The sequence below is a fragment of the Stenotrophomonas sp. STEN240 genome, assembly GCF_056756175.1.
Genome location: NZ_JBRRBO010000045.1, coordinates 14,302 through 36,193, shown reverse-complemented (window position 1 = coordinate 36,193; position 21,892 = coordinate 14,302). Strand labels below are relative to the sequence as shown.

The 21,892-nt window shown below is 64.6% G+C and carries 26 protein-coding genes; 14 read left to right on the top strand and 12 right to left on the bottom strand.

Annotation, left to right across the window (positions count from 1 at the left end):
* Positions 1-161 precede the first annotated feature (161 nt).
* Positions 162-1,454: an MFS transporter gene (locus ACVOKO_RS16200; protein WP_346499902.1), complete on the bottom strand. Its 1,293-nt coding sequence runs from the start codon at positions 1,452-1,454 to the stop codon at positions 162-164.
* Positions 1,455-1,630: 176 nt separating this feature from the next.
* On the opposite strand from ACVOKO_RS16200, the gene ACVOKO_RS16195 reads away from it, so the two are divergent.
* The 7 genes from ACVOKO_RS16195 to ACVOKO_RS16165 all read left to right on the top strand — a co-directional run bounded on the left by ACVOKO_RS16195 (position 1,631) and on the right by ACVOKO_RS16165 (position 8,508).
* Positions 1,631-2,428 carry a GntR family transcriptional regulator gene (locus ACVOKO_RS16195; protein ID WP_346499901.1) on the top strand — a complete coding sequence of 266 codons (798 nt, stop codon included), beginning with the start codon at positions 1,631-1,633 and terminating at the stop codon, positions 2,426-2,428.
* Complete coding sequence (locus tag ACVOKO_RS16190) at positions 2,425-3,708, top strand: 3-isopropylmalate dehydratase large subunit (RefSeq protein ID WP_346499900.1); 1,284 nt, start codon at positions 2,425-2,427, stop codon at positions 3,706-3,708. The genes ACVOKO_RS16195 and ACVOKO_RS16190 overlap by 4 nt, the downstream gene beginning before the upstream one ends.
* A complete protein-coding gene (locus tag ACVOKO_RS16185; protein ID WP_346499899.1) occupies positions 3,705-4,202 on the top strand; it encodes a LeuD/DmdB family oxidoreductase small subunit in 498 nt (165 codons plus the stop codon). The genes ACVOKO_RS16190 and ACVOKO_RS16185 overlap by 4 nt, the downstream gene beginning before the upstream one ends.
* Positions 4,199-5,041 carry a hypothetical protein gene (locus ACVOKO_RS16180; RefSeq protein ID WP_346499898.1) on the top strand — a complete coding sequence of 281 codons (843 nt, stop codon included), beginning with the start codon at positions 4,199-4,201 and terminating at the stop codon, positions 5,039-5,041. Before ACVOKO_RS16185 ends, ACVOKO_RS16180 begins: the two co-directional genes overlap by 4 nt.
* Before the next feature lie 258 nt (positions 5,042-5,299).
* Positions 5,300-7,219: a CocE/NonD family hydrolase gene (locus tag ACVOKO_RS16175; RefSeq protein WP_430980800.1), complete on the top strand. Its 1,920-nt coding sequence runs from the start codon at positions 5,300-5,302 to the stop codon at positions 7,217-7,219.
* A 499-nt stretch (positions 7,220-7,718) separates the two neighbouring features.
* Positions 7,719-7,970, top strand: a complete 252-nt coding sequence (locus ACVOKO_RS16170) for a hypothetical protein (protein WP_346499897.1) — start codon at positions 7,719-7,721, stop codon at positions 7,968-7,970.
* Positions 7,971-8,160: 190 nt separating this feature from the next.
* Positions 8,161-8,508 (top strand): BON domain-containing protein, encoded by a 348-nt coding sequence (locus tag ACVOKO_RS16165; protein ID WP_346499896.1) that lies wholly within the window; start codon positions 8,161-8,163, stop codon positions 8,506-8,508.
* Between the two features lie 59 nt (positions 8,509-8,567).
* On the opposite strand, the gene ACVOKO_RS16160 is transcribed toward ACVOKO_RS16165, so the two are convergent.
* From ACVOKO_RS16160 to ku, 4 genes are all read right to left on the bottom strand, one after another.
* Positions 8,568-8,753, bottom strand: coding sequence for a hypothetical protein (locus ACVOKO_RS16160; RefSeq protein WP_346499895.1), 186 nt, complete (start codon positions 8,751-8,753; stop codon positions 8,568-8,570).
* Entirely contained in the window at positions 8,750-8,896 is a 147-nt protein-coding gene (locus tag ACVOKO_RS16155) for a hypothetical protein (RefSeq protein WP_346499894.1), read from the bottom strand. The genes ACVOKO_RS16160 and ACVOKO_RS16155 overlap by 4 nt, the downstream gene beginning before the upstream one ends.
* Before the next feature lie 242 nt (positions 8,897-9,138).
* Entirely contained in the window at positions 9,139-9,738 is a 600-nt protein-coding gene (locus ACVOKO_RS16150; protein WP_346499893.1) for a GIY-YIG nuclease family protein, read from the bottom strand.
* Positions 9,739-9,788: 50 nt separating this feature from the next.
* Entirely contained in the window at positions 9,789-10,712 is a 924-nt protein-coding gene (gene ku / locus ACVOKO_RS16145) for a non-homologous end joining protein Ku (RefSeq protein ID WP_346499892.1), read from the bottom strand.
* Positions 10,713-10,769: 57 nt separating this feature from the next.
* Here ku and ACVOKO_RS16140 point away from each other — a divergent pair, with 57 nt between their 5' ends.
* The 3 genes from ACVOKO_RS16140 (at position 10,770) to ACVOKO_RS16130 (ending at position 12,746) form a co-directional block, all read left to right on the top strand.
* Complete coding sequence (locus tag ACVOKO_RS16140) at positions 10,770-11,471, top strand: aminotransferase-like domain-containing protein (RefSeq protein WP_346499891.1); 702 nt, start codon at positions 10,770-10,772, stop codon at positions 11,469-11,471.
* A 42-nt stretch (positions 11,472-11,513) separates the two neighbouring features.
* Positions 11,514-11,819, top strand: coding sequence for a hypothetical protein (locus tag ACVOKO_RS16135; RefSeq protein ID WP_346499890.1), 306 nt, complete (start codon positions 11,514-11,516; stop codon positions 11,817-11,819).
* 354 nt (positions 11,820-12,173) lie between these two features.
* Positions 12,174-12,746 carry an OmpO family porin gene (locus ACVOKO_RS16130; protein WP_346499889.1) on the top strand — a complete coding sequence of 191 codons (573 nt, stop codon included), beginning with the start codon at positions 12,174-12,176 and terminating at the stop codon, positions 12,744-12,746.
* Positions 12,747-13,411: 665 nt separating this feature from the next.
* On the opposite strand, the gene ACVOKO_RS16125 is transcribed toward ACVOKO_RS16130, so the two are convergent.
* The 5 genes from ACVOKO_RS16125 to ACVOKO_RS16105 all read right to left on the bottom strand — a co-directional run bounded on the left by ACVOKO_RS16125 (position 13,412) and on the right by ACVOKO_RS16105 (position 16,494).
* Positions 13,412-14,440 carry an NAD(P)H-dependent glycerol-3-phosphate dehydrogenase gene (locus ACVOKO_RS16125; RefSeq protein ID WP_346499888.1) on the bottom strand — a complete coding sequence of 343 codons (1,029 nt, stop codon included), beginning with the start codon at positions 14,438-14,440 and terminating at the stop codon, positions 13,412-13,414.
* Between the two features lie 19 nt (positions 14,441-14,459).
* Positions 14,460-14,975, bottom strand: coding sequence for a protein-export chaperone SecB (secB, locus tag ACVOKO_RS16120; protein ID WP_057629187.1), 516 nt, complete (start codon positions 14,973-14,975; stop codon positions 14,460-14,462).
* A 104-nt stretch (positions 14,976-15,079) separates the two neighbouring features.
* The gene (locus ACVOKO_RS16115) at positions 15,080-15,517 is read right to left on the bottom strand and encodes a rhodanese-like domain-containing protein (protein WP_346499887.1); all 438 of its coding nucleotides are present in this window, start codon (positions 15,515-15,517) and stop codon (positions 15,080-15,082) included.
* Between the two features lie 64 nt (positions 15,518-15,581).
* Positions 15,582-16,010: a hypothetical protein gene (locus tag ACVOKO_RS16110; RefSeq protein WP_346499886.1), complete on the bottom strand. Its 429-nt coding sequence runs from the start codon at positions 16,008-16,010 to the stop codon at positions 15,582-15,584.
* A gap of 25 nt (positions 16,011-16,035) precedes the next feature.
* Positions 16,036-16,494 carry a YiiD C-terminal domain-containing protein gene (locus ACVOKO_RS16105; RefSeq protein WP_346499885.1) on the bottom strand — a complete coding sequence of 153 codons (459 nt, stop codon included), beginning with the start codon at positions 16,492-16,494 and terminating at the stop codon, positions 16,036-16,038.
* 43 nt (positions 16,495-16,537) lie between these two features.
* Here ACVOKO_RS16105 and ACVOKO_RS16100 point away from each other — a divergent pair, with 43 nt between their 5' ends.
* From ACVOKO_RS16100 to ACVOKO_RS16085, 4 genes are all read left to right on the top strand, one after another.
* On the top strand, positions 16,538-17,320 hold the full coding sequence (locus ACVOKO_RS16100; RefSeq protein ID WP_346499884.1) for a uroporphyrinogen-III synthase: 783 nt from the start codon (positions 16,538-16,540) through the stop codon (positions 17,318-17,320).
* Between the two features lie 114 nt (positions 17,321-17,434).
* Positions 17,435-18,412 carry a uroporphyrinogen-III C-methyltransferase gene (locus ACVOKO_RS16095; RefSeq protein ID WP_346499883.1) on the top strand — a complete coding sequence of 326 codons (978 nt, stop codon included), beginning with the start codon at positions 17,435-17,437 and terminating at the stop codon, positions 18,410-18,412.
* Positions 18,409-19,671, top strand: a complete 1,263-nt coding sequence (locus ACVOKO_RS16090) for a heme biosynthesis protein HemY (protein WP_346499882.1) — start codon at positions 18,409-18,411, stop codon at positions 19,669-19,671. The genes ACVOKO_RS16095 and ACVOKO_RS16090 overlap by 4 nt, the downstream gene beginning before the upstream one ends.
* Before the next feature lie 43 nt (positions 19,672-19,714).
* Entirely contained in the window at positions 19,715-20,152 is a 438-nt protein-coding gene (locus ACVOKO_RS16085) for a hypothetical protein (RefSeq protein WP_346499881.1), read from the top strand.
* Positions 20,153-20,202: 50 nt separating this feature from the next.
* On the opposite strand, the gene ACVOKO_RS16080 is transcribed toward ACVOKO_RS16085, so the two are convergent.
* Both ACVOKO_RS16080 and ACVOKO_RS16075 read right to left on the bottom strand, forming a co-directional pair.
* On the bottom strand, positions 20,203-20,751 hold the full coding sequence (locus ACVOKO_RS16080) for a hypothetical protein (RefSeq protein ID WP_346499880.1): 549 nt from the start codon (positions 20,749-20,751) through the stop codon (positions 20,203-20,205).
* Between the two features lie 151 nt (positions 20,752-20,902).
* Positions 20,903-21,850, bottom strand: coding sequence for a hypothetical protein (locus tag ACVOKO_RS16075; protein WP_346499879.1), 948 nt, complete (start codon positions 21,848-21,850; stop codon positions 20,903-20,905).
* Positions 21,851-21,892 lie beyond the last annotated feature (42 nt).

Genomic DNA, 21,892 nt, shown 5'->3' with positions numbered 1-21,892 from the left:
CCTACAAACAGCTTGTGACCCCTGCTTTTCATTTGTAGGAGCGGCGTCAGCCGCGAAGCAGGCACATCATCAGATTGCACAACTACCAGCAACTTCAACAATGTCAGCTTCGCGGCTTATGCCGCTCCCACAACGAGCGCAGTGCTGCTGCGACCAGGCACTCAAACCAGTCCGCGCACCACGGCGGAATCCTGCGCCGACGCCTGCGTACCTTCGCCCTCGCCCGCCGCAGCGGCAAACGCCAGGCGGCGCTCATCGCGCACGAAGAACGAGGCCAGCAGGCCAATCGCCACCAGCACCGCGATCACGGTGAACGCAACGTGGTAATTGCCGAAGTGGTCAAACATCACCGCGGTCAACCAGATGCCAAGGCCTGCGGAGGTGGCATCCATCAGCGAGATCGTGCCGAGGATCTTGCCGGCAGCACTCAGCCCGAACGCCTCGACGATCTGCAGCTGCAGGATCGCGTACAGCCCGCCCCACCCCAGCCCCATCACGATCAAGCCGGTCCACAGCAGGTCACGGTGCTGCAGGGCGATGATCACCGAGCCGACCGCCATCAACGCCACGTTGCAGACGAACACCTTCTTGGACGTGGTCACGTCGGCCAGAAAGCCGAACAGGAACTTGCCGACCATGCCCAGGCCGAACAGCAGGAACATGCCGTTACCCGCCTGCTCACCACTGAAGCCCAGGTCCTTCATGTTGAGGATCAGGTGCGAGGACAGCGACATGATTCCCCAGAACGTGGTCACCGCCACCACCGCCAGCGCCCAGAAGGTACGGGTGCGCAGCGCCTGCCCGTAGCTGAGATCCGGCAGGCTGCTGCAGCAGCCCGGGCCGGCATTGTTGCTGGCCTGGCCTTCGCCCCAACGGCGCAGGCCCTTGCCATCGGGCGAGCGCACCAGCGCCAGGCACAGCACGAACAACGCCACCGGTATCACCGCCATCAGCAGGAAGCTGCCGCGCCAGCCATGCTCGGGCAGCAGCGCGATGATGATCTTGGGCACCAGCATCCCACCCAGGCTGCTGCCGACCAGGGCGATGCCCAGCGCCGTGCCACGGCGGGTCTGGAACCACTGCGAGACCATGATCACCGCCACGCTCAGGCCGCTGCTCACCACCACCGCGGCGAAGCCGACATGGATCAGATAGACGTGGGTGATGGAATGCACCTGCGAGTAGGCCGCATACAGCACCGCCAGCAGCACGCTGCCGAACAAGGCCAGGCTGCGCACTCCGATACGGTCGATCAGCGCGCCGACAAACGGCGACATCAGCGCGGCCAGCAGCAGGTTGAACATGTCACGGAACTTGAGCTGGCCACGGCTCCAGCCGAATTCATCCAGCAATGACGGGTCGAAGGCCGTGATCCCGGTCATGGTCATGCCATTGGAGATCGCCAGCATCAACATGGCCACGATGCAGATCAGCCACGGGTAGAAACGTTTCATCGGCACACCTGTTGCGAAAGGGTGAACGGGGAACGCATGCCACTACAACAATGTCCGGACAAAGAATGGCACAGACCGGCCGCCGGATGTAGCCCATGAAGCCGATTGCGGCATCGGTCAAATATAGTTATATAGATATATCATTAAGATTATTCCGAGCTGCCAGGCCTGCTGCCGTGGACCCGTTCACCACCCAATCCCTGGAGGGCATCCTCCGCCGCGACGTGCACGCCCCGCTCTATCACCAGCTGCAGTGCTTCCTGCGCGGGCTGATCGAGCGCGGCGAGATCGGCGATGGCGAACAGCTGCCACGCGAGGAAGAGCTGGCCCGGCGCCTGCGCATCTCGCGGGTGACGGTGCGCCAGGCCCTGCAGCTGCTGGCCGATGACGGCCTGCTGGTGCGCCAGCGCGGCCGTGGCACCCGCGTGGTGGGTGGCAAGGTGCGTACCTCGACCATCCCCATGCCGCTGAAGACGCCGCTTGGCGAGCTGATGCACACGCTGGACACGCTGGCCGGCAATACCCAGGTGCGGCTGCTTGGCTGGGAATGCATCGTGCCACCCGAGCCCATCCGCGAACTGTTCGGCAGCGCGGTCGATGAGCCGCTGGTGCGCTGCGTGCGTGTGCGCAGCCGCCACGGCCATCCGTTTGGCTACTACGGCAGCTGGACCCGCACCCGGCACCCGGACTTCAATGCCGAAAATCTGGCCTATGGCTCGCGCATCGAGCTGTTCCGCCGCTGCGGCATCGAGGTGAGCAAGGTGCAGCAGACCGTGTCGGCGATGCGCGTGGGCGCGCTGTCGGCGATGCATCTGCAGATGGCGACCGGGCAGGCGGTGATGACGCTGGAGCGGCGCTCCTTTGATGCCAACCAGCACCTGCAGGATCTGCTGGAAATCCAATACCGCCCAGACCAGCTGCGCTACCAGATGCGCCTGGACTACGAAACCAACAACCCGGAGACGTCCGCTTGAGTGCGACTGTGCGTGCAACGCTTGCCGAAAAAATTCTCGCCCGTGCCTGCGGGCGTGAGGCCGTGCGTGCCGGTGAAATCCTCACCGCCAAGCTCGACCTGTTGATGATGCACGACTCCGGCGGCCCACGCCGGGTGGCCTCGCGGCTGGAAAAACTCGGCGCCAAGGTGTGGGACCCGAACAAGGTCGTGGTTGTTTCCGACCACTTCGTGCCGGCGGTGGACATGGAAAGCGCGGATATCCTCGCGCTCACCCGCAAGTGGGCGCAGGCACAGGGCGTCACCCATTACGACATGCTCGGCATCTGCCACGTGGTGCTGCAGGAACACGGCCATGTGCAGCCGGGCATGTTCTGCGTGGGCGGCGATTCGCACTCGCCCAGCGGCGGTGCCTTCGGTGCCTTCATGGTCGGCATGGGTGCCACCGACATCACCGGCGCACTGGTCACCGGCGAAGTCTGGCTGCGCGTGCCGCAGACCACCCGCGTGCAGCTGGACGGCGCACTCGCCGCCGGCGTCAGCGCCAAGGATGTGATGCTGATGCTGTGCGGCCAGTACGGCATGGGCAACGAAGGCCAAGTGTTCGAATACGGCGGCAGCGCAGTGCAGGCGATGCCGATGCACGAGCGTCTGACCCTGTGCAACATGGCCGCCGAACTGGGCGCGGAAACCGGCATCGTCGAGCCCGACGCGACCACGCTTGCGGCACTGGAACTGGCCGGCAAGCCCTTCCACGGCGATCTTGCGCATTGGCGCAGCGATGCCGACGCCAATTACCTGCATCACTACCGTTACGACGCCGCGCAGATAGCACCACACGTGGCCGCGCCGCACAGCCCGGCCAACAGCCGGCCGGTGGGTGAGCACGGCAAGGTGCATATCGACCAGGCTTATATCGGCGCCTGCACCGGCGCCAAGCTCACCGACCTGCGCATGGCCGCCGAGGTGTTGAAAGGCCGCAAAATCGCCAAGGGCACGCGTCTGCTGATCGCCCCGGCCTCGGTGGCGATGACCGCACAGGCCGCTGCCGAAGGCACCCTGGCCACGCTGACCGCAGCCGGTGCGATCCTGCTGCCGTCCGGTTGTGGCGCCTGCGCCGGCATGGGTGCGGGCATGCTCAGCAGCGGCGAAGTGTGCATGTCCACCACCGCGCGCAACTTCAAGGGCCGCATGGGCTCGGCCGAGGCGCAGGTGTATCTGGGCTCGCCGTACAGTGTTGCAGCGGCGGCGGTGAAGGGCGAAATCTGTGATCCGCGCGAACTGCTGGGAGAAGGCGCATGAACGTCCGTGGCAAGGCCTTTGTCTTCGGCGACCGCATCGACACCGATGTGCTGGCGCCCGGCCCGTATATGCGTGAACCGATGAGCGTGCTCGCCAGCCATTGCCTGGAAGCGGTGGACCCGGCGTTCGCCAGTGAAGTGCAGCGCGGCGACATCGTGGTCGGCGGCGAGTCCTTCGGTATTGGTTCCTCGCGCGAACAGGCGGTGCAGGCGTTGGCCGAACTTGGCGTGGGCGCCATCATCGCCAAGTCATTCGCGCGCATCTTCTATCGCAACGCGCTCAACCTCGGCGTACCGGCACTGGTGTGTGCGAATCTGGAAGCATCGCGCGGCGATGAACTGGAAGTACGCCCGGTGGAAGGACGCATCATCAATCACACCAGCGGCCGCGAATTCGGCTGCGAGAAAATCCCCACCGAGCTGATGGAAATCGTCGCCGGCGGCGGCCTGATGCCGTGGCTTGAACGCAAACTGGCCGCGGAGCGCCGCACATGAAGCAAGGCATCATCCACGCCACCTTGATAGCACCGGACCTGCAGCAGGTCTGCGATGCCTATGTCGCGCAGCTGGACCTGCAGGTGCAGCAGCAAGCCACGCTCAGCACCGACGATGCCGCCGCGTTGGATCTGCATGATCTGGCCGGGGCGCCGCTGGCCTGGCTGACCAACAGCGCAGGCGAGCCCGTGTTGCGGGTGGTCGAGGACCCCGCTGCGGTCGTCGCCGAACCGATGTTCCGCCACGGCTGGCTGTCACTGGAAGTGCTGGTGGGCGACATCGACACCCTGGCAGCGGGACTGCAGCCACCGTTCAAGGTGCTGGGCGCGGCCGCCAATCTGGAACTGAGCGATGCCATCCGCGCCGCGCAGGTGCTTGGCCCCTGCGGCGAGCTGTTGTATCTCACCCAGATCAAGGCGCAGGTGCCGCCGTTCGATCTGCCGATGACGGACGCCAGCGTGGCGAACACCTTCATCGGCGTGATGACCACGCCTGATCGCGATGCCTCGCAACATGCGTGGTCGGCGTTGCTGGGTGCGAAAGGCTGGGCTTTCGATACCAAGATCACCGTGCTCAATCGTGCCTATGGCAAGCCACTGGAGGGCCGCTTCCCGGTCGCCGTGGTGCCGATGCCGGGCCAGTGCATGGTCGAGATCGATCAAGTGGAACTACCGGCTGCCGCCCCGCGCCGTCATGCGGGTCAATACAGTCTTGCGCTGCGTTTGCCGGCGGTGGCAGATGGCGCGCTACGCGATGCTGGTTGGGAAGTGACGGTGGTCGGCGCACGACGCAGTCTGCGCGGGCCCGCTGGCGAGCATGTGGAGTTGCTTGCTGGGTGAGTTTGGGGTTGAGGCGTAGAGCTTTAAGAGCACCCCTCCCCAACCCTCCCCTGCGCTGCGCGCAAGGGAGGGGGCTGTTCGCCGCAAACTTTCAGACCTTCGCGGCGCTGCCTTTGCCCCCTCCCTTGCGCGCAGCGCAGGGGAGGGTTGGGGAGGGGTGCCTTTTGCATTAACCCCATGACCTTTGCCATGTGTAACCGCCGCTACACAGGCATAGCGTCAGCGCTTACCCCGAACGCGTGAGGTCGAGCAATGCGGATCCAGCTCCTGGCAGCAGCCATCGCCGTCGTCTGCACTGCCGGCATGGCAAGCAGCGCTACGGCGCAGGTCTCGCCGATGACGCCGGACATCACCGGCAAGAAGTTTGTCGCACCCGAACCGGCGCGTGACTTCATCAAGCGCGAGGTGATGATCCCGATGCGTGACGGGGTCAAGCTCTACACCGTCATCATGATCCCCAAGGGCGCGCACAACGCGCCGATCCTGTTCACCCGCACGCCTTACAACGCGGCCGGCCGGGTGGACCGCACGCCGGGCGCCACGCGCCTGGTCGACGCGCTCGCGCAGGGCGATACGGTGTTCGCGGAAGACGGCTATATCCGCGTGTTCCAGGACGTGCGTGGCAAGTACGGTTCCGAAGGCGACTATGTGATGACGCGGCCGCCACGCGGGCCGCTCAACCCCGGCAAGATCGATCACAGCACCGACGCCTGGGACAGCATCGACTGGCTGGTCAAGCACCTGCCCGAGTCCAATGGCAAGGTCGGCATGCTCGGCTCGTCGTACGAAGGCTTCACCGTGGTGATGGCGCTGCTCGACCCACACCCGGCGTTGAAAGTGGCCGCGCCGGAAAGCCCGATGATCGATGGCTGGATGGGCGATGACTGGTTCCAGAATGGCGCCTATCGGCAGGTGAATCTCGGCTATTTCAGCGGGCAGATGACTGCACGCGGTGCCGGCGCGAAAATGGCCATGCCCGGCGCCGATGACTACAGCAGCTTCCTGCAGGCCGGCTCGGTCGGCGCCTTTGCCAAGGCGCAGGGGCTGGAACAGATACCGGCCTGGCACAAGGTCAGCGAGCACCCGGCCTACGACGCGTTCTGGCAGCAGCAGGCCTTGGACAAGCTGCTGGCCAAGCTGCCGCAGATCACCGTGCCAACGATGTGGGAACAAGGCCTGTGGGATCAGGAAGACATCTACGGCGCGCATACCGCCTGGGCCGCGCTGGAACCCAAGGACCACGACAACACCCGCAATTTCCTGGTGATCGGGCCATGGCGACACAGCGGCGCCAACTACAACGGAAGCTCACTCGGCGCGCTGGACTTCAACGGCGATACCGCGCTGCAGTGGCGTCGGGATGTACTCAAACCGTTCTTCGACCAATACCTCAAGGACGGAGCAGCAACAGCCAACACGCCACCGGTATGGGTGTACGACGCCGGCAACAACCGCTGGGACAGCTACCGCAACTGGCCGCAGAGTTGTGCGCACGACTGCAGCGCCACGGCACGCCGCCTGTACTTGAACGCCGATGCGCAGCTGGGCTTCACCGGCAGCAGCAGCGGCGCGCAGTACGCCGAATATGTTTCCGATCCGGCCAAGCCGGTACCGTTCGTGCCACGCCCGGTAAACATGGGCGACCGCGATGTATGGACCACCTGGCTGGTGCGCGACCAGCGTTTCGTCGACGGCCGCACCGACGTGCTTACCTACACCGGCCCGGTGCTGGACAAACCGATGAAGCTCGCCGGCATGCCGCAGGTGCAGCTCAGCGCGTCCACCTCCGGCACCGACAGCGATTGGGTGGTCAAGCTGATCGATGTCTATCCGGACCAGTATCCCGACAACCCGAAGCTGGCCGGCTATCAGTTGCCGCTGGCAATCACCATCTTCCGTGGACGTTACCGCGACAGCTTCAGCCAGCCCAAGCCGATCACCCCCGATGCGGTGCAGTCGTATACCTTCGACCTGCCCAATGTGAACCAGACGCTGCAACCCGGTCACCGCTTGATGGTGCAGGTGCAGTCCAGCTTGTTCCCCCTCTACGACCGCAATCCGCAGCAGTATGTGGACAACATCTTCTTCGCCCAACCTGGCGACTATCGCAAGGCGACGCAGCGCATCTGGAACAGCAGCGAGCACCCCAGTTACATCACCCTGCCCATTGTTGATTGATGCTGCAGCGGTTGCGGCACTCGCGCCGCAGCCGCGCCCGCTGCAAGCACGCTGGCGCTGCATCGCATCGGCGATTCCACGCATCGTCATCACCTGCATCGCAGTGATGGAAGCCTGCGCAAAACGACGCGTTGCTTAACCGCACACCACCGCGGGCGTGCGGCGTTTGCTTGGCGTTGCGAAAGCATCTGCTATAGCAGGGGTTAGCAACATCGCCTTGCACCGCACGGAGCGTGTATGAAGCGCAGAAGATTCAGCCAGCGCAGCATCATCCTGATCGGCATCGCCGTCATCGCCCTGGTCATCGCCCTCTCGATTGCGCCCTGGTAGTTGTTGAATACGCGCGGCATGGCGCCATGCGCTGCGCATCATGGATGCGAGTTAACAAACTCACTGAGAGCCAATTCGCGGTTATGCGCATTCAGCCATTGCCCCTCTTCCCTCTCCCCGCTATAGGTGATGAGTCTGATCCGGGGGGATCTCATTCCGGAGCACGCATATGCACAACATTCAATTCTTTCTCGAAGGTCCTGGCCGTCAACTGCGCGCGGTGACGCTGCTGGCCACTGAATCCAAGAACGTCCCCAAAGGCAGCAACGATGGACGCCGCGTGGCAACCATGGGCCTGAGTGACGTCTGCTTCCATACCATGGTCGATGCGCAGGGCAATATCGCCAAGCAGATCGACTTTGATGGCTATCGCTTCAAGTTCAAGGATTCCAGCCTGCCCTGGGATCTGATGATCGCCTGAGTCCTGCAGCGCGGCGCCGGTCCGCGCAGAGCAACATTGCATCAGTACCTACCCGGCCATGGCGCATTGCATGCGCGTTACGCGACCTTTGCATTTCATGCACCTGCTCATCACCGCATGCAGGCATCCACTTAATCGCCGGTCGTGCATCCTGCAGATGGAGCATCGTTGCTCCGATCGGAGATGCGCCATGGAAACCCGCAAGATGAAGCAACTGCTGTTCGCAGGCATGATTGCCGTTGGCTGCGCAGGCACTGCGCTCACCGTGCAGGCCGCTGGCCAGGCGATGCAGGGCCATGAATCCGAACAGCCCGGCACCGATACCTGGATCACCACCAAGGTCAAGGCCGAGCTGCTGACCACCAAGGATGTTTCGGGCACGGAAATCAAGGTGGAAACGGTCAACGGTGTGGTGACCTTGAGCGGCACCGTCGCCTCCAAAGTGGAAGCCGACCGTGCCATCGCCGCTGCCAAAGGCATCAAGGGCGTAACGCGCGTGGACAGCTCGGCGCTGATGGTGGCAGGCGCGCATCATTGATGCGCTGACGCGACCTGCAGCCACGCCCAGCACGGGATGTGAATGAAGAAGGCGGCACCTCACGGTGCCGCCTTCTTTTTTCTGCCCGGTTCGTCGCCGGGTGCCTTCTTGTCCGGCGGCGAATCAGGTGCGCCGGGAGCAGGCTGATGCGGCGGTGGATCCTGTATCGGTACGGGAGACGGATCGGTGATGTCGCCTTCCGGGATATCAACACTGCGCACGGGCCACGCGTTTGCAGTGCTCACTCTTCCTCTTCATTGTCGCGCTGAGGGGCCTTCTTCTCGCGCCCTGGCTGCTCGGGTTGATCCGGCTGCTGCGCGTTGCGCTGTTGCTGGGCGTTCGGATCGCTGTGGTCGTTGCGCTGCGGTGTTCCGTGTTGGGTGGACATCGACATTGCCTCGCTGATGCGGCGGGAGCGCCGCACGTACAGGCTCACACCAGCAGCGTTAGGAGCAGGTCCTCGATTCGTCTTTTTGTAGCTGATCTGGATGAACCGGCACTCCATTCAGCGCAGCGTCGGCAACCCTGGGCAGTGGGCAAGGCAGATCGTTTGCTGTTCGTCATGACCCGCGCTCACCGGCCGCTCGGCGATTCTGTCGACGCAGCGCGTGCGGCGTTGATCCGACAGACTCACCAAGGGTCGCCGGCAAATGTCAGTAACAGGCTGTTGCGTGCATGCCAGGTGCACAGTTCGGCGGAAAGCAGGTCCTCGATGGGCAGCTGCAGAGCAAGGTAGGCATCCAAGCCGTCGCGCAGGCGCAGCAGCCCGGGGTGGGCAATCGCCGCCGGCCATTGCGCCGGTTCACCAAAACTTCTCACTGCGGCCTGTTCCGCGCTGGCCAACAAGTCACGCTGTTGCAAAAGCCGCGCGCGCACCCACGACTGCAGTGACGGGTGCACCGTGAACCCCTGCAGCTCAAGTGCATCGCGCAGGCTGCCGAGCTCCGTCAGCGCGCCCCGCAGCCATTCGGTGTGGCCACCGGCACGCAACGGAACCGTCAATGGCGCTGGCGCGGCATGCGCACGCAGCTGGCGCTTCCAGTGCGTTTCCCAGCCCCGCGCTTCCTGCTCGGTTTCGGCCTCCACCAGCCAGCCCTGCTGAAGATCGAACAACGCGTAGTAGCGCGGCGAAAATGCCTGCAGCCGGCTCATCGGATCGGTGGCGATGCCGAGCTTTGCGTAGTCTTCGCCGACGCACGGCAGGACATACAGAAACGTATGCCCGCGCATGCGTCTGCCGACATTCCCCACCGGTACGATCCGCCGCGCGCCGACCATCGCTAACGCGTCGCCACCCTGCGCGCGGTCTTGGCGCTCTTGGCGCTCTTGCCAGCGGGCGCTTTTGCCGCTTTCTTGGCCACCTTGGCCTTCTTTGCCGGCGCGGATTTGCGTGCAGGGGTGCGCTTGTTCTCGTCCAGGCTCTTCTGCAGCAGCGACATGAAGTCGACCACATTGGTGGTGGTGTCTTCATGCTCGGGCACCTGCTCGTCGATGATCCGAGTGGTGGCGCCCTTGGCCTTCAGACGTTTGCGGATGATGGCCTGCAGCCGCTTGCGGAACTCGTCCTCGTAGCTTTCCGGCTGCCAACTCGTGGCCATCGATTCAATCAGATTGGCGGCCATCTCGCTCTCCCGAGCGGTGATGCGGTAGTCCGATGCCTTGCCGCCCGGCAGCTTGTACTCGGTCGGTTCCACCAGTTCCTGCGGGTAACGCAGCATCAACAGCACCAGCGCATCGTCTTCGGCTGCGACGGCGCACAGGTATTCGCGGGTACGGATGACAACCCGCGCCACGCCGACCTTGCCGGTCTTCTTCAGCGTTTCGCGCAGCAGCACATAACCTTTTTCGGCTTTCTTGCCCGGCACCAGCACGTAGGGCTTCTCATAGAAGCGCAGGCCAATCGCTTCGCGGTCAACGAAGGCCTCGACATCGATGGACTCATGGGTCTGCGGCGCAGCCGAGGCGATGTCCTCCTTCTCGACCACCACATAGCTGCCTTTGTCGTACTCGAAGGCCTTGATGATGTCCTTCCACGGCACCTCTTCACCGGTCTCGGCATTGACCCGTTCGAAGCGGATCGGCTTCTTGTCACGCGAGTCGAGCATGCGGAAACTGATGTCCACCTTGCGCTCGCCACTCATCAACGACACCGGCACGTTCAACAGGCCGAAGGAAAGGGTGCCACTCCAGATGGGACGTGCCATGGTTTTCAACCTTGCCTGGGAATGAGGCAACGCTCACAGCCCGCTGCGAAAACCGGCGTGAAGAAAGCCCAAGGCGCATTCACCCAACGGTGGATTACCGCGTTGCGCGAGGCCATTGCCCGGCATGTGTCGTTTGCACGCGCCATTTCCTGCAGCGCCGATGAGGTGATTGTGACCTCGGGAGCGACGCAGGCCTTCGCGCTGCTGGCGCAGGTGCTGGTCGACGGCGGGGCAAGCAAGGTTGCCGGTGAATGGCCGGGCTATCCCGCCACCATCAACGCCTTTGCAGCCGCAGGCGCGGAGCTGCTGCACGTGCCGGTGTATGCGCAAGGCCTGTGCGTCGAGCAGATTCCAGCGGATGCAGGCATTGTCTGTGTGACGCCATCCCACCAATCGCCGTGCGGCGTGGCGCTCTCACCCTCGCAGCGCGGGGCGCTGCTGGACCATGCGCAGCGCAGCAACGCGCTGATCATCGAGGACGACTATGACGGTGAATTCCGCTATGGCGTGCGTCCGCTGGATGCATTGAAGACGCAGGATGTCCAGGGCCGCGTGTTCTACGTCGGCACGTTCTCCAAAAGCATGTTTCCATCGCTGCGCCTGGGTTGCATCATCGCCCCGGGCTGGGCACGCGAAGCGCTGGTGGCCGCAGAACACGCAACCGATCTGCACGGCAACGATGTTGTGCAGAGCGCATTGGCAGCCTTCATCAGCGAGGGTGATCTTGCCCGCCACGTCCGCCGCATGCAGCGGGAATAAGCGCAGCGCAGGTCATTGATTCTCGCGGCATTGGGAGGGCCGTTGTCTGCCTGGTTGTTCGCGCTGCGTTCGGAAGCCGGCCTGCACCTCGCCGTGCAGGTGCACGACGCTGCCGACAGCCAGAAGGTACTGGCTGCGGCCAGGCGTCATCTTCCCGGTATCGCCAGCATCGCAGAACTGTCCCAAGCCACCGACGCCGCACCCGGGCTGGTGTTCGGCTTTGGCTGCATCAAAGTTGAAAAAAGTTGCTACGTACTTGCGGGCGTTTGCAGCAGCGCTGGCGCGCTAGTTGGCGCCCAACCGAACCACCATCGCGGCCGGCGACGCGCGATTCGCTGCAAGGCGTGAACGGGCACGCCTGGGCCTGCAGAGCCGCGCGATGGAAAGCGGCGGATTTGGCGCTATTCACCAGCCGGTAGCGGGCACCCATCGCACCAGCAACCCGCTCGGCGTTGTGCGTTGTGCAGCAATCAGCTGGAACCAATGCAGCCCCCATCGATGCCAAGGACCGCACCCAGGTTTTCGCATACAGCGTTGCCGCTGGCAGACAGCGGCCAAAGTTCCCCTTTCTTCACCTTAATTTATGTACTGGTCAGTTTGGTATTCAGGGTGGATTCCGTCGGCTAACGGATAATTCACAACTATCGAACGGCCACAGATTCGGGCCGTACCGATCAAGACCAATAACGAGGTAATGCCGAAATGAAGACTTCTTTGATCGCTTTGGGCCTGCTGGCCGCCCTCCCGTTCGCCGCTTCGGCTGCCGATGGCCTGTCCTACAACTATGTTGAAGGCGGCTACGTGAATACCGATGCCAAGGGCGGAGACGCCGATGGTTGGGCAGTGAAGGGCTCGGTTGCGGTACATCCGAACTTCCATGTGTTCGGCGAGTACAGCGCGCAGGAAACCGACAAGTTCAAGGACGATGTCGACCAGTGGCGCCTGGGTGTTGGTTACAACTACACCGTGGCCCCGAACACCGACCTGCTTGCCCGTGCGGCCTACCAGAAGCTGGATCTCGAGTACGGCCCGAAGTTCAGCGGCTATAGCGCTGAAGTCGGCGTGCGTACCGCCTTCACCCAGAACTTCGAGGGCTATGCCCTGGCCGGTTACGAGAATTACAGCAAGAAGCGTGGCTATGACCCGGACGGCGAGTTCTACGGCCGCGTTGGCGCCACCGCCAAGTTCACCCCGAACTGGGGCCTGACCGGCGAAGTGAAGCTGGCCAAGGCTGGCGACAAGGAATGGTTCGTCGGCCCGCGCTTCACCTGGTAAGCGACAAAGCAACAAGCGACATAGTGGTGTTGTACCGGCGCGTGACCTCTCTCCCACGCGCCGCTGGAAGCCCGGTCCTCCCCCGACCGGGCTTCTTTTTTTTGCGCTCGGCGCTGCTTGCTTTGGTAGTGCCGAGCCATGCTCGGCAGGGGCTTCACCCACAACGCCGCAGCCGCGAAGTCTTGTGGGAGCGGCGTAAGCCGCGAAGCTGACGATGCAGACGCCATCGGCAGTCACCACAGCTGATGGTGCACCTGCCTCGCGGCTTACGCCGCTCCCACAAAGAACCAGATGCCCGGCACCTCCCGGGTGCGCTGCGCTTACCCGGGCTACGCTCCTGCTTGCTTTGGTAGTGCCGAGCCATGCTCGGCAGAGGCTTCACCAACAACCCCGCAGCCGCGAAATTCCTTTGTAGGAGCGGCGTAAGCCGCGAAGCTGACGATGCAGACGTCATCGACACCCACGCCAGCTGATGATGCAGCTGCTTCGCGGCTTACGCCGCTCCCACAAAAAAATCGGAACCGCAGACTGCTATACGGGTGACGCCCCTGCCGAGCATGGCTCGGCACTACCGGCTGGAGCGTTGGGACGCCACCGCCACGTGAAACGGTCACGCAAAGAAAAAGCCCGGCATTGCCGGGCTTTTTTTTAATCTTCGCTCATCCTTACTTGAACAGCGTATCCGGGTATTCCGGCTTCTGTTCACGGGCCAGCAGCTGCTGCAGGCCTTCGGACGGGCTCAGTTCGCCGTGCAACACCGACTGCACCGCCTTGGAGATCGGCAAATCGATGCCGTGACGGTCGGCCTGGCGCATGACTTCATCGGCGGTCTGCACCGATTCCACCACCTGGCCGATTTCCTTCACCGCATCGGGCAGGCTCTGGCCACGGCCGAGCGCCAGACCCAGGCGGCGATTGCGCGACAGGTCGCCAGTACTGGTCAGCACCAGATCGCCCAGGCCAGCCAGGCCCATCAGCGTTTCTGGTTTGCCGCCAATGGCGGCCGCCAAGCGCAGCATTTCGTTGAGACCACGGGTGATCAGGCCAGCACGGGCGTTCAGGCCCAGCTGCATGCCATCGGCCACGCCGGTCGCCACCGCCAGCACGTTCTTCATTGCCCCGCCCAGCTCGGCACCGACCATATCGTCGCCGGTATAGGCGCGGAATGCCGGGCCGTGCATGGCATCGGCCACCTGCTGGGCGAACGCCTCGTCATCGCCGTGCACGGTGATGGCGGTGGGCAGGCCCAGGGTGACTTCCTTGGCGAAGGACGGGCCGGTGACGACGGCCAACGGCACGTCCGGGCCCAGCACTTCGCGCGCTACTTCATGCAGGAAACGCCCCGAGCCGGGCTCGAAGCCCTTGGTCGCCCAGGCCACGCCCGCACCCGCCGGCCGCAGCGGCGCCAGCGCGCGCACGGTTTCGGCAAAGGCATGGGACGGCACCACCACCAGGATCCAGTCGGCACCGGCAACGGTGGCCGCCAGGTCGGTGCTGGCACGCAAAGATTCTGGCAAGGGAATCCCCGGCAGATACCGGGGATTCTCATGACGCTGATCAATCGCTTCGATTACCGCTGCATCACGCCCCCACAGCACGGTCGTATGACCGTGCCGGGCCAACAGCGTGGCCAGCGCGGTGCCCCAGGAGCCCGCGCCGAGAACGGCGATCTTTTCCACGTCGTTCGTACTCATGCTTGAACGCAGACGCCGATCAGGCGTTGCCAGCCGGCTCGGAGTCGGCCAGCGACGGCTCGCCCTGCTGCTGACGCTGACGCAGGGTTTCGGCGTACAGGCCTTCGAAGTTGATCGGCTGCAGGTAGAACGGCGGGAAGCCGCCAGCCTGGATCAGGTCCGACACCATCGAACGCACATACGGGAACAGGATGTTCGGGCACTGGGTGCCGAGCAGCACGTCGATTGCCTGCGGCTCCAGGCCGATCAGGCCGAACACGCCAGCCTGCTCCACTTCGGCCACATAGGCGGTCTTGTCGCCGGCCTTGCAGGTCAGGGTCACGCCCAGCACCACTTCAAAAGCGGTATCCGACAGGCGCTGCACCTTCTGGTTCAGGTTCAGCTGCAGGTCCGGCTGCACGTTCTCGTTGAAGATGGTCGGCGAGTTCGGCGATTCGAAAGAGACGTCCTTGACGTAGATCTTCTCGATGGTGAAAGCCGGGCCGGTGGCGGATTCGTCGGCCGGGACTACGCCGTTGGTGTTCTCTTCGGACATTGCTCAAGACTCCAGAACAAATTGTTCATTGAATGGGATTAGTACAAGACCAGCGATGGGGGCGGTTGGCCACCGACACAAGCCCTTACTGAAAATTTGCTGACTCAGTTACGGCCCTTGACCAGCAGCAGGTCTGCCGCCTGCCAAGCCGGCAGGCCACCGTCGAGCACATAGACCTGCTCGTAACCGGCTTTTTTAAGGGTTTTGGCGGCCGTTGCCGAGGCATTGCCGGTACGGCACAGCAGCACCACCGGACTCTGCTTGGCATTGGCCAGCAGCTTGTGCGCGGGGGTCAACTGCGCCGGCTGCACATTGCGGCTACCGGCAATATGGCCCTTCTCGAAGTCGGCCGCTGCCGACAGATCGATCACGGTCGCTCCACCGGCATTGATCATATGGGTCAATTCGGACGGCTTGAGCGATTTATAGCCGCGGAACAGGCGCGCGATCTCGGTGGCAATGATGGCCACCGTCAGGCCGACCAGGGCCAGCGACAGCATCGGATTTCGGCCGGCGAAGGCCAGCAACTCTTCGTAATTCACTCAGGTCACGGGTCGATAAGCGGGCAGGGATTGTCGCACAGCCGGTGAAAGCCCAGCCAATGACTCATTGGCCCTGCCACAGATCCGGCAAACCGGCCGCCTGCCACCAGCGTTTGTTGTCCGCATCCCAGCGCCAGCGCTCGTTCACCATGACCAGGCGCTCGGCCTGGGTATTACGGTTGATGACGCCCATTTCCACCCGCCGCTCGATGCTGCCATCGGCACCCACGCCGGCCGAACGCTCGCGGTAGCTGGACACCTGGATCTGCCGGTAACGCTCGCGCTGAAGGTCGCTCAGCGGGTGCTGCTGCAGGTATTGGGGGTCGATGAAGCCTTCAGCCTTGTCGAAATCGCCCCAGCGCACCGCCGCCACATAGGCATCCTGGATAGGCACCAGCTTGCTGCGCTGGGCCCGGCTCGGCCCTTCGGCCTGGGCTACGTTGGCCACCAGCAACAACGCAACAGCAACGGTCTTCAACAGATGTCGGTACATGCGGCCCCCTCGATGATGGCTGATCTTAGCCCTTGCTCAGCGCCACGAAGCGTCCTTCGAACTCGGCCGCGCCGCCTTCGATCGCCGCCCGCACGGTTATCCGGGCCCGGCCGCGCTTGACGAACAGGCTCAGGAAGTCGTCCCAGTCCTGCTCCGGCGCCAGCCGGGCGGTTGCCAGCAGATCGCCATAGACCGGCGCGCGGTAGCGGATATTGCTGTCGGCCACGTACACCTCGGCCTGCTTGCCGGCCAAGGCCAGACGCATGCTGACCAGTGCCCAGCCGGACAAGGTCATTACCGAGGCCAGGCTGCCGCCAAAGGCATTGCCCTTGTCGTTGACGTTGGCATCCAACGGCGCCTGCATGCGCAGCACACCATTGTCATAGCTGGCGATGCGGATACCCATCGCTGCAACCGGAGGCATTGCCGCAAGCGTGCGCTGGAGTTCTGCCAGCAACACGGATTCATCAATATGTTCGGACATGGAAGACAACGAAAAAACGGAAAGCGCCCGCATAATGCATGGAATGAACCGCCCCGCCTATGTGCCAGCCGACACGGTCTGGCATCTCATATCGATGCGTCCGCAAGGGCAACACGACACCCTGCGCAGCGCGGCAGCGCGTTTGGGTGCACGTACGGTGGCGTTGTCACCATGGCGGCTGCAGATGCGTACCGATGAGGCAAGCCGCAGCCAGATGGCCACCGCCCGCGACTGCGACCGCGTGGTGTTCACCAGCCCGGCTGCCGCGGAAGCTGCAGCGCGCTTGCTGCCCTTGGGCGAGCTGCGTGCAGGCAGCGTGGTGGCCGTCGGTGAGGGCACCGCGCGCGCATTGCGCCGGCATGGCGTCGCCAAGGTGCATGCCCCCAGCCGGATGGACAGTGAAGGTCTGCTGGCGCTGCCGGCCATGCAGCAGCTGCAGGGCCTGCGGGTGGCCCTGGTCACCGCGCCCGGTGGCCGCGGCGTGATTGCCGCACAGATCAGCGCGCGCGGCGCCACCTTGCAGCGCATCGATGTCTACGAGCGGCTGACATTGCCGGTCAGCAAGGCCACCATTGCCCGTCTGCTCGCCCTGCCCCCGCCCTATGTGCTGGCGCTGAGCAGCGGCGAAGCACTGCAGACCGTGCTGCCGCATCTGCCGCCGGCGTTGCTGGAACAGTGGCAGCAGGCGCCGGTGGTTGCGGCCAGTGAACGGCTGGCCGAGCTGGCCGCCGAACTTGGTTTCAGCCAGCTGCACCTTGCCGCGGGGCCCTTGCCCGGGCAGCTGGCCAGCGCCGCCCACGCCGCGCTGTTCCCGGCCGCCGGCTGAGTGCGCAACTAAAGGCGACTTGCAGGGCTGCAGCGCGCGGGCGATGCTTTGCCAGCACCAATTGCGTGGTCACCCTTGTGTCGTGGCCATGCCCGCCAAGGATGTTGCCCCCCGATGAATGATGTCGCCCCCGCTCCACCACGCCGCCCACTGCGCTGGCTGCTGCCACTGATCGCCATTGCCGCGCTGGGTGCGGCGGGCTGGTTTGGCTGGCACAGCTGGCAGACCCGCCAGCAGCAGGCCAACCTGGCCCGCGACAACGCCGTCCAGCAGCTGGCGGCCATGCAACAGGGGCTGGAAGCACTACGCCGCGATCAACGCGCCAATGCGCGCAGCATCCAGGACGCCGCCGCCACCAACCGCATACTGCGTGATGAAGTGCTGGGTCTGGGCCAGCGCAGTGCGCTGCTGGAACAGAACCTTGCCCAGCTGGCCGACAGTTCGCGCCAGGGCGCGCAGGCCGTGCACCGCGAAGAAGCCGAGCTGCTGCTCAACCAGGCCCAGCAGCGGCTGGTTTTCGCCGGCGACCTGGATGGCGCACGCCGCCTTTACGGCTTGGCCGCCAACGCCCTGGACAGCATCGACAGCCCCGACTACCTCAACCTGCGCCAGGCCTTGATCCAGGAACGCAATGCGCTGGACGCACTGGGCCCCGGCGTCCGCGCCCGCACTGCCGCCCAGCTTGACCAGTGGGCCGGGCAACTGGAGCAGCTGCCCGAACACCTGCCCACGGCAGCCGATACCGCCCAGCCGTGGTGGCAGCAGCTGCTGTCGCCGCTGGTGCAGATCCGCCCGGCCGACGGCAAGGTGCTGATCGCCCGCTCCGAGCGCATCGCCGCCAATGATTCATTGCAGATCGAACTGAGCCTGGCCCGCGCGGCCCTGGAGCGGGCCGATGACAAGGCCTGGCAGCAGGCGTTGGATCGCTGCGGTACCTGGTTGCAACGGCTGTGGCCGGACTCGCCGCAGCGCCAGCAACGGCGCGCCGAACTGCAGCAGCTGCGCAGCGTTGAACTGCGCCCCAACCTGCCCGAGCTGGGCAGCACCCTGCAGCAGCTGCGCAGCATGCGCGCCGCCGAGGACGCACCATGAAGGCTTTCCGATCCCTGTTGCTGGTACTGCTGGTTGCGGCCATCGGCATTTTCGGCGCGCAGTGGCTGGGCCAGGAGTCGGTCCGTGCGCTGGGCGAGGTGATTGTCCGCGCCGGTGACCACGACTACATCGCCACCCTGCCGCAGGCGGCCTTGGCGGTGCTGATTGCCGCGCTGCTGCTGTGGTTGCTGTGGACCCTGCTCAGCACACCGTTCCGGGCCTGGGCCCGGCACCGCCGCAGGCAGGGCCGTGCACGCCTGATCGATGGTCTGCAGGCGCTGGACAACGGCCAATGGCAGCGCGCCGAAAAACTGCTGCAGAGCGCGGCCAGCGACAAGACCGTACGCCCGATCGCGCTGGTCGCGGCCATGCGTGCGGCCGAAGCACGCGAAGACAACAACAGCGCTGGCCAACACCTGCAGCAACTTGCAGACGCCGATCCACACCTGCATGCCCTGCACAGCGCCGAGCGCTGGCTGCAGCAGGACAAGCCGCTGGAAGCGATCAATGCACTGGACCTGCCCGCCCTGCAGCCGCTACCGCCGCGCGGCCTGTGGCTGCGCACCGAGGCACTGCAGCGCGCCGGCCGCGCCGAGGAGGCCTACGGCCAGCTTGGCGCCCTGCGTCAGCAGCAGGTAGTGCCGCCCAGCGCCGTTGCCGCACTGGAGACCACGCTCGCGCTGCAGATGCTGGACGAAGCCACCGACGTCAACACGCTTGCTGCGCGCTGGGAAGTACTGCCCAAATCGCTGCGGGTCAGCCCCCAGGCGGTGTCGCACTATGCGCAACGTGCGGTGGCACTGAACTGGGTCGATGTCGCCCTGCGCAGCATTGAACAGACCCTGGACAGCCACTGGGACGAAGCGCTGGTCACGCTGTACACGCAACTGCCGGTAGAGAAACTGGATTCGCGCCGTGCCAGCGCGCAGCGTTGGTTGCAGGCGCATCCTTCCAGCCCGGCCCTGTTGCTGGGCCTGGCGCGTCTGGCGGCGGGCCAAGGCCAATGGTCACAGGCCGAGGAATTCCTGCACCGGGCCATCGCCCAAGGTGCGGGGCCGGACGCCTGGGAAGCGCTGGGCGAAGTCTTTGCCGCGCAGAAGGACACGGCGCTGGCTGCGCAATGTCTTCTCAATGCGCTAAGGCAACGTCGCGGGCAAGCGCTGCTGCCTATCGAGCGGCGTGATCTGCACCAGCAGATCCAGGATCAGGCCGTGGCCGAGGAACGCGACGCGCACGGCTATCCGCGTTTGCCCGGTTGAGCAGATGCACGCGCGACACCCACTTTCTCCGTAGTGAATCGCAATGAAAATACCCCCGGATATCCACGAACGCGTAGCTGACCTGGCCGCAGAAATCGTCAATGCAGGACAGGCCGGCGACAATCGTTCCAGCTGGGCTTTGTACGAAGAGCTCCGCAGCTACTGCGAGGCAGTTGCCAGCGAAGGTCGCGACCATCCCTTCCTATGGGAAACCCTGGCTGACTTCACCGCCGATGACCAGGCCGCCATCGCGCTGTACCAACGTGCCCTGCCGCTGGCCGTGGCAGCCGGCGCCGACGAATACAGCGCTTCCATCCATCTTGCAGTGGCCGAACGCTACGCCAATCTCGACGCAGCGCAGGCAGCCCACGACCATGCCCTGCAGGCGGATGCATTTGCGCGTACCACCGACGATCTGCCGCTGCGCCAGGCCATCAGCCAGTTCCTGCTGGACCACTCACCGCCGCCCAGCGAGGGCTGACCGATCCACGCCGGCACGCTTGTGCAGGCCGGCGTGATCGCTGCCGTCAGTTAGTCGCGGCGGTACGGATAGCGCGGCAGACGTGCCAGAAATGCAGTGGATACGCCGCGATACACCGCCAGCTCCACATCGATCTTTTTCGGCTTGAGTATCTGCATTCCTATCAAGCCCCATAGCAGCATCACCAGAAACGCCAGAATGCCCAGGCCGATCACCGCGCCGCTGTCGAACAGGAAGCAGCCGAACAAGGGCACCAGCGATGACCAGGCCATCATGATGAAATTCAGCCGTCGCTTGCGGTGTTCGGAACACAGCCCGACGTGATGCACCGCCTGCTTGCGCACCGCCAATGCCGCAATCAGATAGACCAGGAAGTGCAGCAGGATGAGCAGGTACAACCAGGGCGAATGCCAATAGAAACTGCGCTTGCGGTATTCCAGCGCCGGCCGCCCACACTTGACGCAGTAACGTGGCAGATCGCTATGCGGCAGTGCCAGCAACTGATCACCATCGCGCCAGCAGGTGGCCTCCTCCGACTTGCCGAGCGTCAGCGGCGGCGGTACCGCCTCCGGCGCTGCATATGGGTTGAACTCATCCATCGATTGCATCCCCTGTGAATGTGCGGCAGGCCGCCTCCCGAGCGACCCGCGCCTACGCCGGCGGCGTGGCAGCGCAGTATGCGACAGCCGGCTCTTCCGGCGGAACAGCGGCAAACAGGCAAATCGGCAAGCCGCCCTGCACCGGCAGCGCTCAGCGGCGCCGCTGCTCCGGCGCGACCTCGCCGGCAGCGTCACTGGCCGCCGCGTCGGCAGCCATTCCCGCCGCATGAGCCGCATCTGCAGCCGCTGCGACAGCATCGGCTGCACTGACAGCAGCGTCTGCGGCGGCTTGCGCAGCTGCATGCGCGGCGGACACCGACAGCTCATCAGCCAGCGCAGGCGCCCCTTTCGCGGCCTCGTTTTCCAGCGGCGCATTGGCATCCACCGCCATGGCGCTCATCGCATTGTTGGCGGCGATCAGCTGCAGCTGCTGTGCAATTTCGGCGGCGTACTGCCGACGGGTAGATTCACTGTCCGGCCCGACTACCAACTGCTCCGGTAGCGGCTGCAGGCGCTCAAAGCGGGCGCGTGCGGCGTCGAACTGCGACAACCTGCGCTCCCATTCGCCCAGCAGCATCTGGCAATACAACCAGGGCGCATCGCGCTCGGCCGCAGCGCGCGCATCCGGGCATTGCTGGGCAACGGCTGCCGACGCAGCCTGCACGTAGCGCGGGTACTGCTCGGGCGACGCCTGCCAGGTTGCACTCTGCAGCACACCGGCGCGGTCGCGTGCCGGCGCATCAACGGCTTCAAACAAGTGCGCCAGCAGCCAGTAGCTGGTCTCGGTGCCGCGCATGCGCTGGTAGTGATCGCTTGCGACCACCGCGCCCAGGCGCTTGATCTCATCAGCGCTGAAGTCGTCCTTGTAGATCACAAAGCCATTGCCCGGGCACGACACCAGCGGCCACGGCGATTGGATGGCGCCATGCAGGCGGCCGTCGAGGAAATGCCCGAACGCCGTGCCCGAACCCATTTCCTGCGCGCTGAAGCGCTCGCCGCCAATCGGGCAGACATGCTCCACCTTCATGAAGGTCATCGCAGCGGCCGGCGCCGCTACCGCCGACAACAACACAGCCAAACCGATCGCGATGCGCTTCATGCCATACCCCCATCCCTTGGTGAGCAAACCTATTGCCGACCC

What these genes read in the sequence shown, in the direction of transcription:
- ACVOKO_RS16200 (WP_346499902.1), bottom strand. Translation starts at nt 1,454, where the DNA reads ATGAAACGTTTCTACCCGTGGCTGATCTGCATCGTGGCCATGTTGATG.
- ACVOKO_RS16185 (WP_346499899.1), top strand. Translation starts at nt 3,705, where the DNA reads ATGAACGTCCGTGGCAAGGCCTTTGTCTTCGGCGACCGCATCGACACC.
- ACVOKO_RS16180 (WP_346499898.1), top strand. Translation starts at nt 4,199, where the DNA reads ATGAAGCAAGGCATCATCCACGCCACCTTGATAGCACCGGACCTGCAG.
- ACVOKO_RS16170 (WP_346499897.1), top strand. Translation starts at nt 7,719, where the DNA reads ATGCACAACATTCAATTCTTTCTCGAAGGTCCTGGCCGTCAACTGCGC.
- ACVOKO_RS16165 (WP_346499896.1), top strand. Translation starts at nt 8,161, where the DNA reads ATGGAAACCCGCAAGATGAAGCAACTGCTGTTCGCAGGCATGATTGCC.
- ACVOKO_RS16155 (WP_346499894.1), bottom strand. Translation starts at nt 8,896, where the DNA reads ATGTCCACCCAACACGGAACACCGCAGCGCAACGACCACAGCGATCCG.
- ACVOKO_RS16150 (WP_346499893.1), bottom strand. Translation starts at nt 9,738, where the DNA reads ATGCGCGGGCATACGTTTCTGTATGTCCTGCCGTGCGTCGGCGAAGAC.
- ku (WP_346499892.1), bottom strand. Translation starts at nt 10,712, where the DNA reads ATGGCACGTCCCATCTGGAGTGGCACCCTTTCCTTCGGCCTGTTGAAC.
- ACVOKO_RS16130 (WP_346499889.1), top strand. Translation starts at nt 12,174, where the DNA reads ATGAAGACTTCTTTGATCGCTTTGGGCCTGCTGGCCGCCCTCCCGTTC.
- ACVOKO_RS16125 (WP_346499888.1), bottom strand. Translation starts at nt 14,440, where the DNA reads ATGAGTACGAACGACGTGGAAAAGATCGCCGTTCTCGGCGCGGGCTCC.
- secB (WP_057629187.1), bottom strand. Translation starts at nt 14,975, where the DNA reads ATGTCCGAAGAGAACACCAACGGCGTAGTCCCGGCCGACGAATCCGCC.
- ACVOKO_RS16110 (WP_346499886.1), bottom strand. Translation starts at nt 16,010, where the DNA reads ATGTACCGACATCTGTTGAAGACCGTTGCTGTTGCGTTGTTGCTGGTG.
- ACVOKO_RS16105 (WP_346499885.1), bottom strand. Translation starts at nt 16,494, where the DNA reads ATGTCCGAACATATTGATGAATCCGTGTTGCTGGCAGAACTCCAGCGC.
- ACVOKO_RS16100 (WP_346499884.1), top strand. Translation starts at nt 16,538, where the DNA reads ATGAACCGCCCCGCCTATGTGCCAGCCGACACGGTCTGGCATCTCATA.
- ACVOKO_RS16095 (WP_346499883.1), top strand. Translation starts at nt 17,435, where the DNA reads ATGAATGATGTCGCCCCCGCTCCACCACGCCGCCCACTGCGCTGGCTG.
- ACVOKO_RS16090 (WP_346499882.1), top strand. Translation starts at nt 18,409, where the DNA reads ATGAAGGCTTTCCGATCCCTGTTGCTGGTACTGCTGGTTGCGGCCATC.
- ACVOKO_RS16085 (WP_346499881.1), top strand. Translation starts at nt 19,715, where the DNA reads ATGAAAATACCCCCGGATATCCACGAACGCGTAGCTGACCTGGCCGCA.
- ACVOKO_RS16080 (WP_346499880.1), bottom strand. Translation starts at nt 20,751, where the DNA reads ATGGATGAGTTCAACCCATATGCAGCGCCGGAGGCGGTACCGCCGCCG.
- ACVOKO_RS16075 (WP_346499879.1), bottom strand. Translation starts at nt 21,850, where the DNA reads ATGAAGCGCATCGCGATCGGTTTGGCTGTGTTGTTGTCGGCGGTAGCG.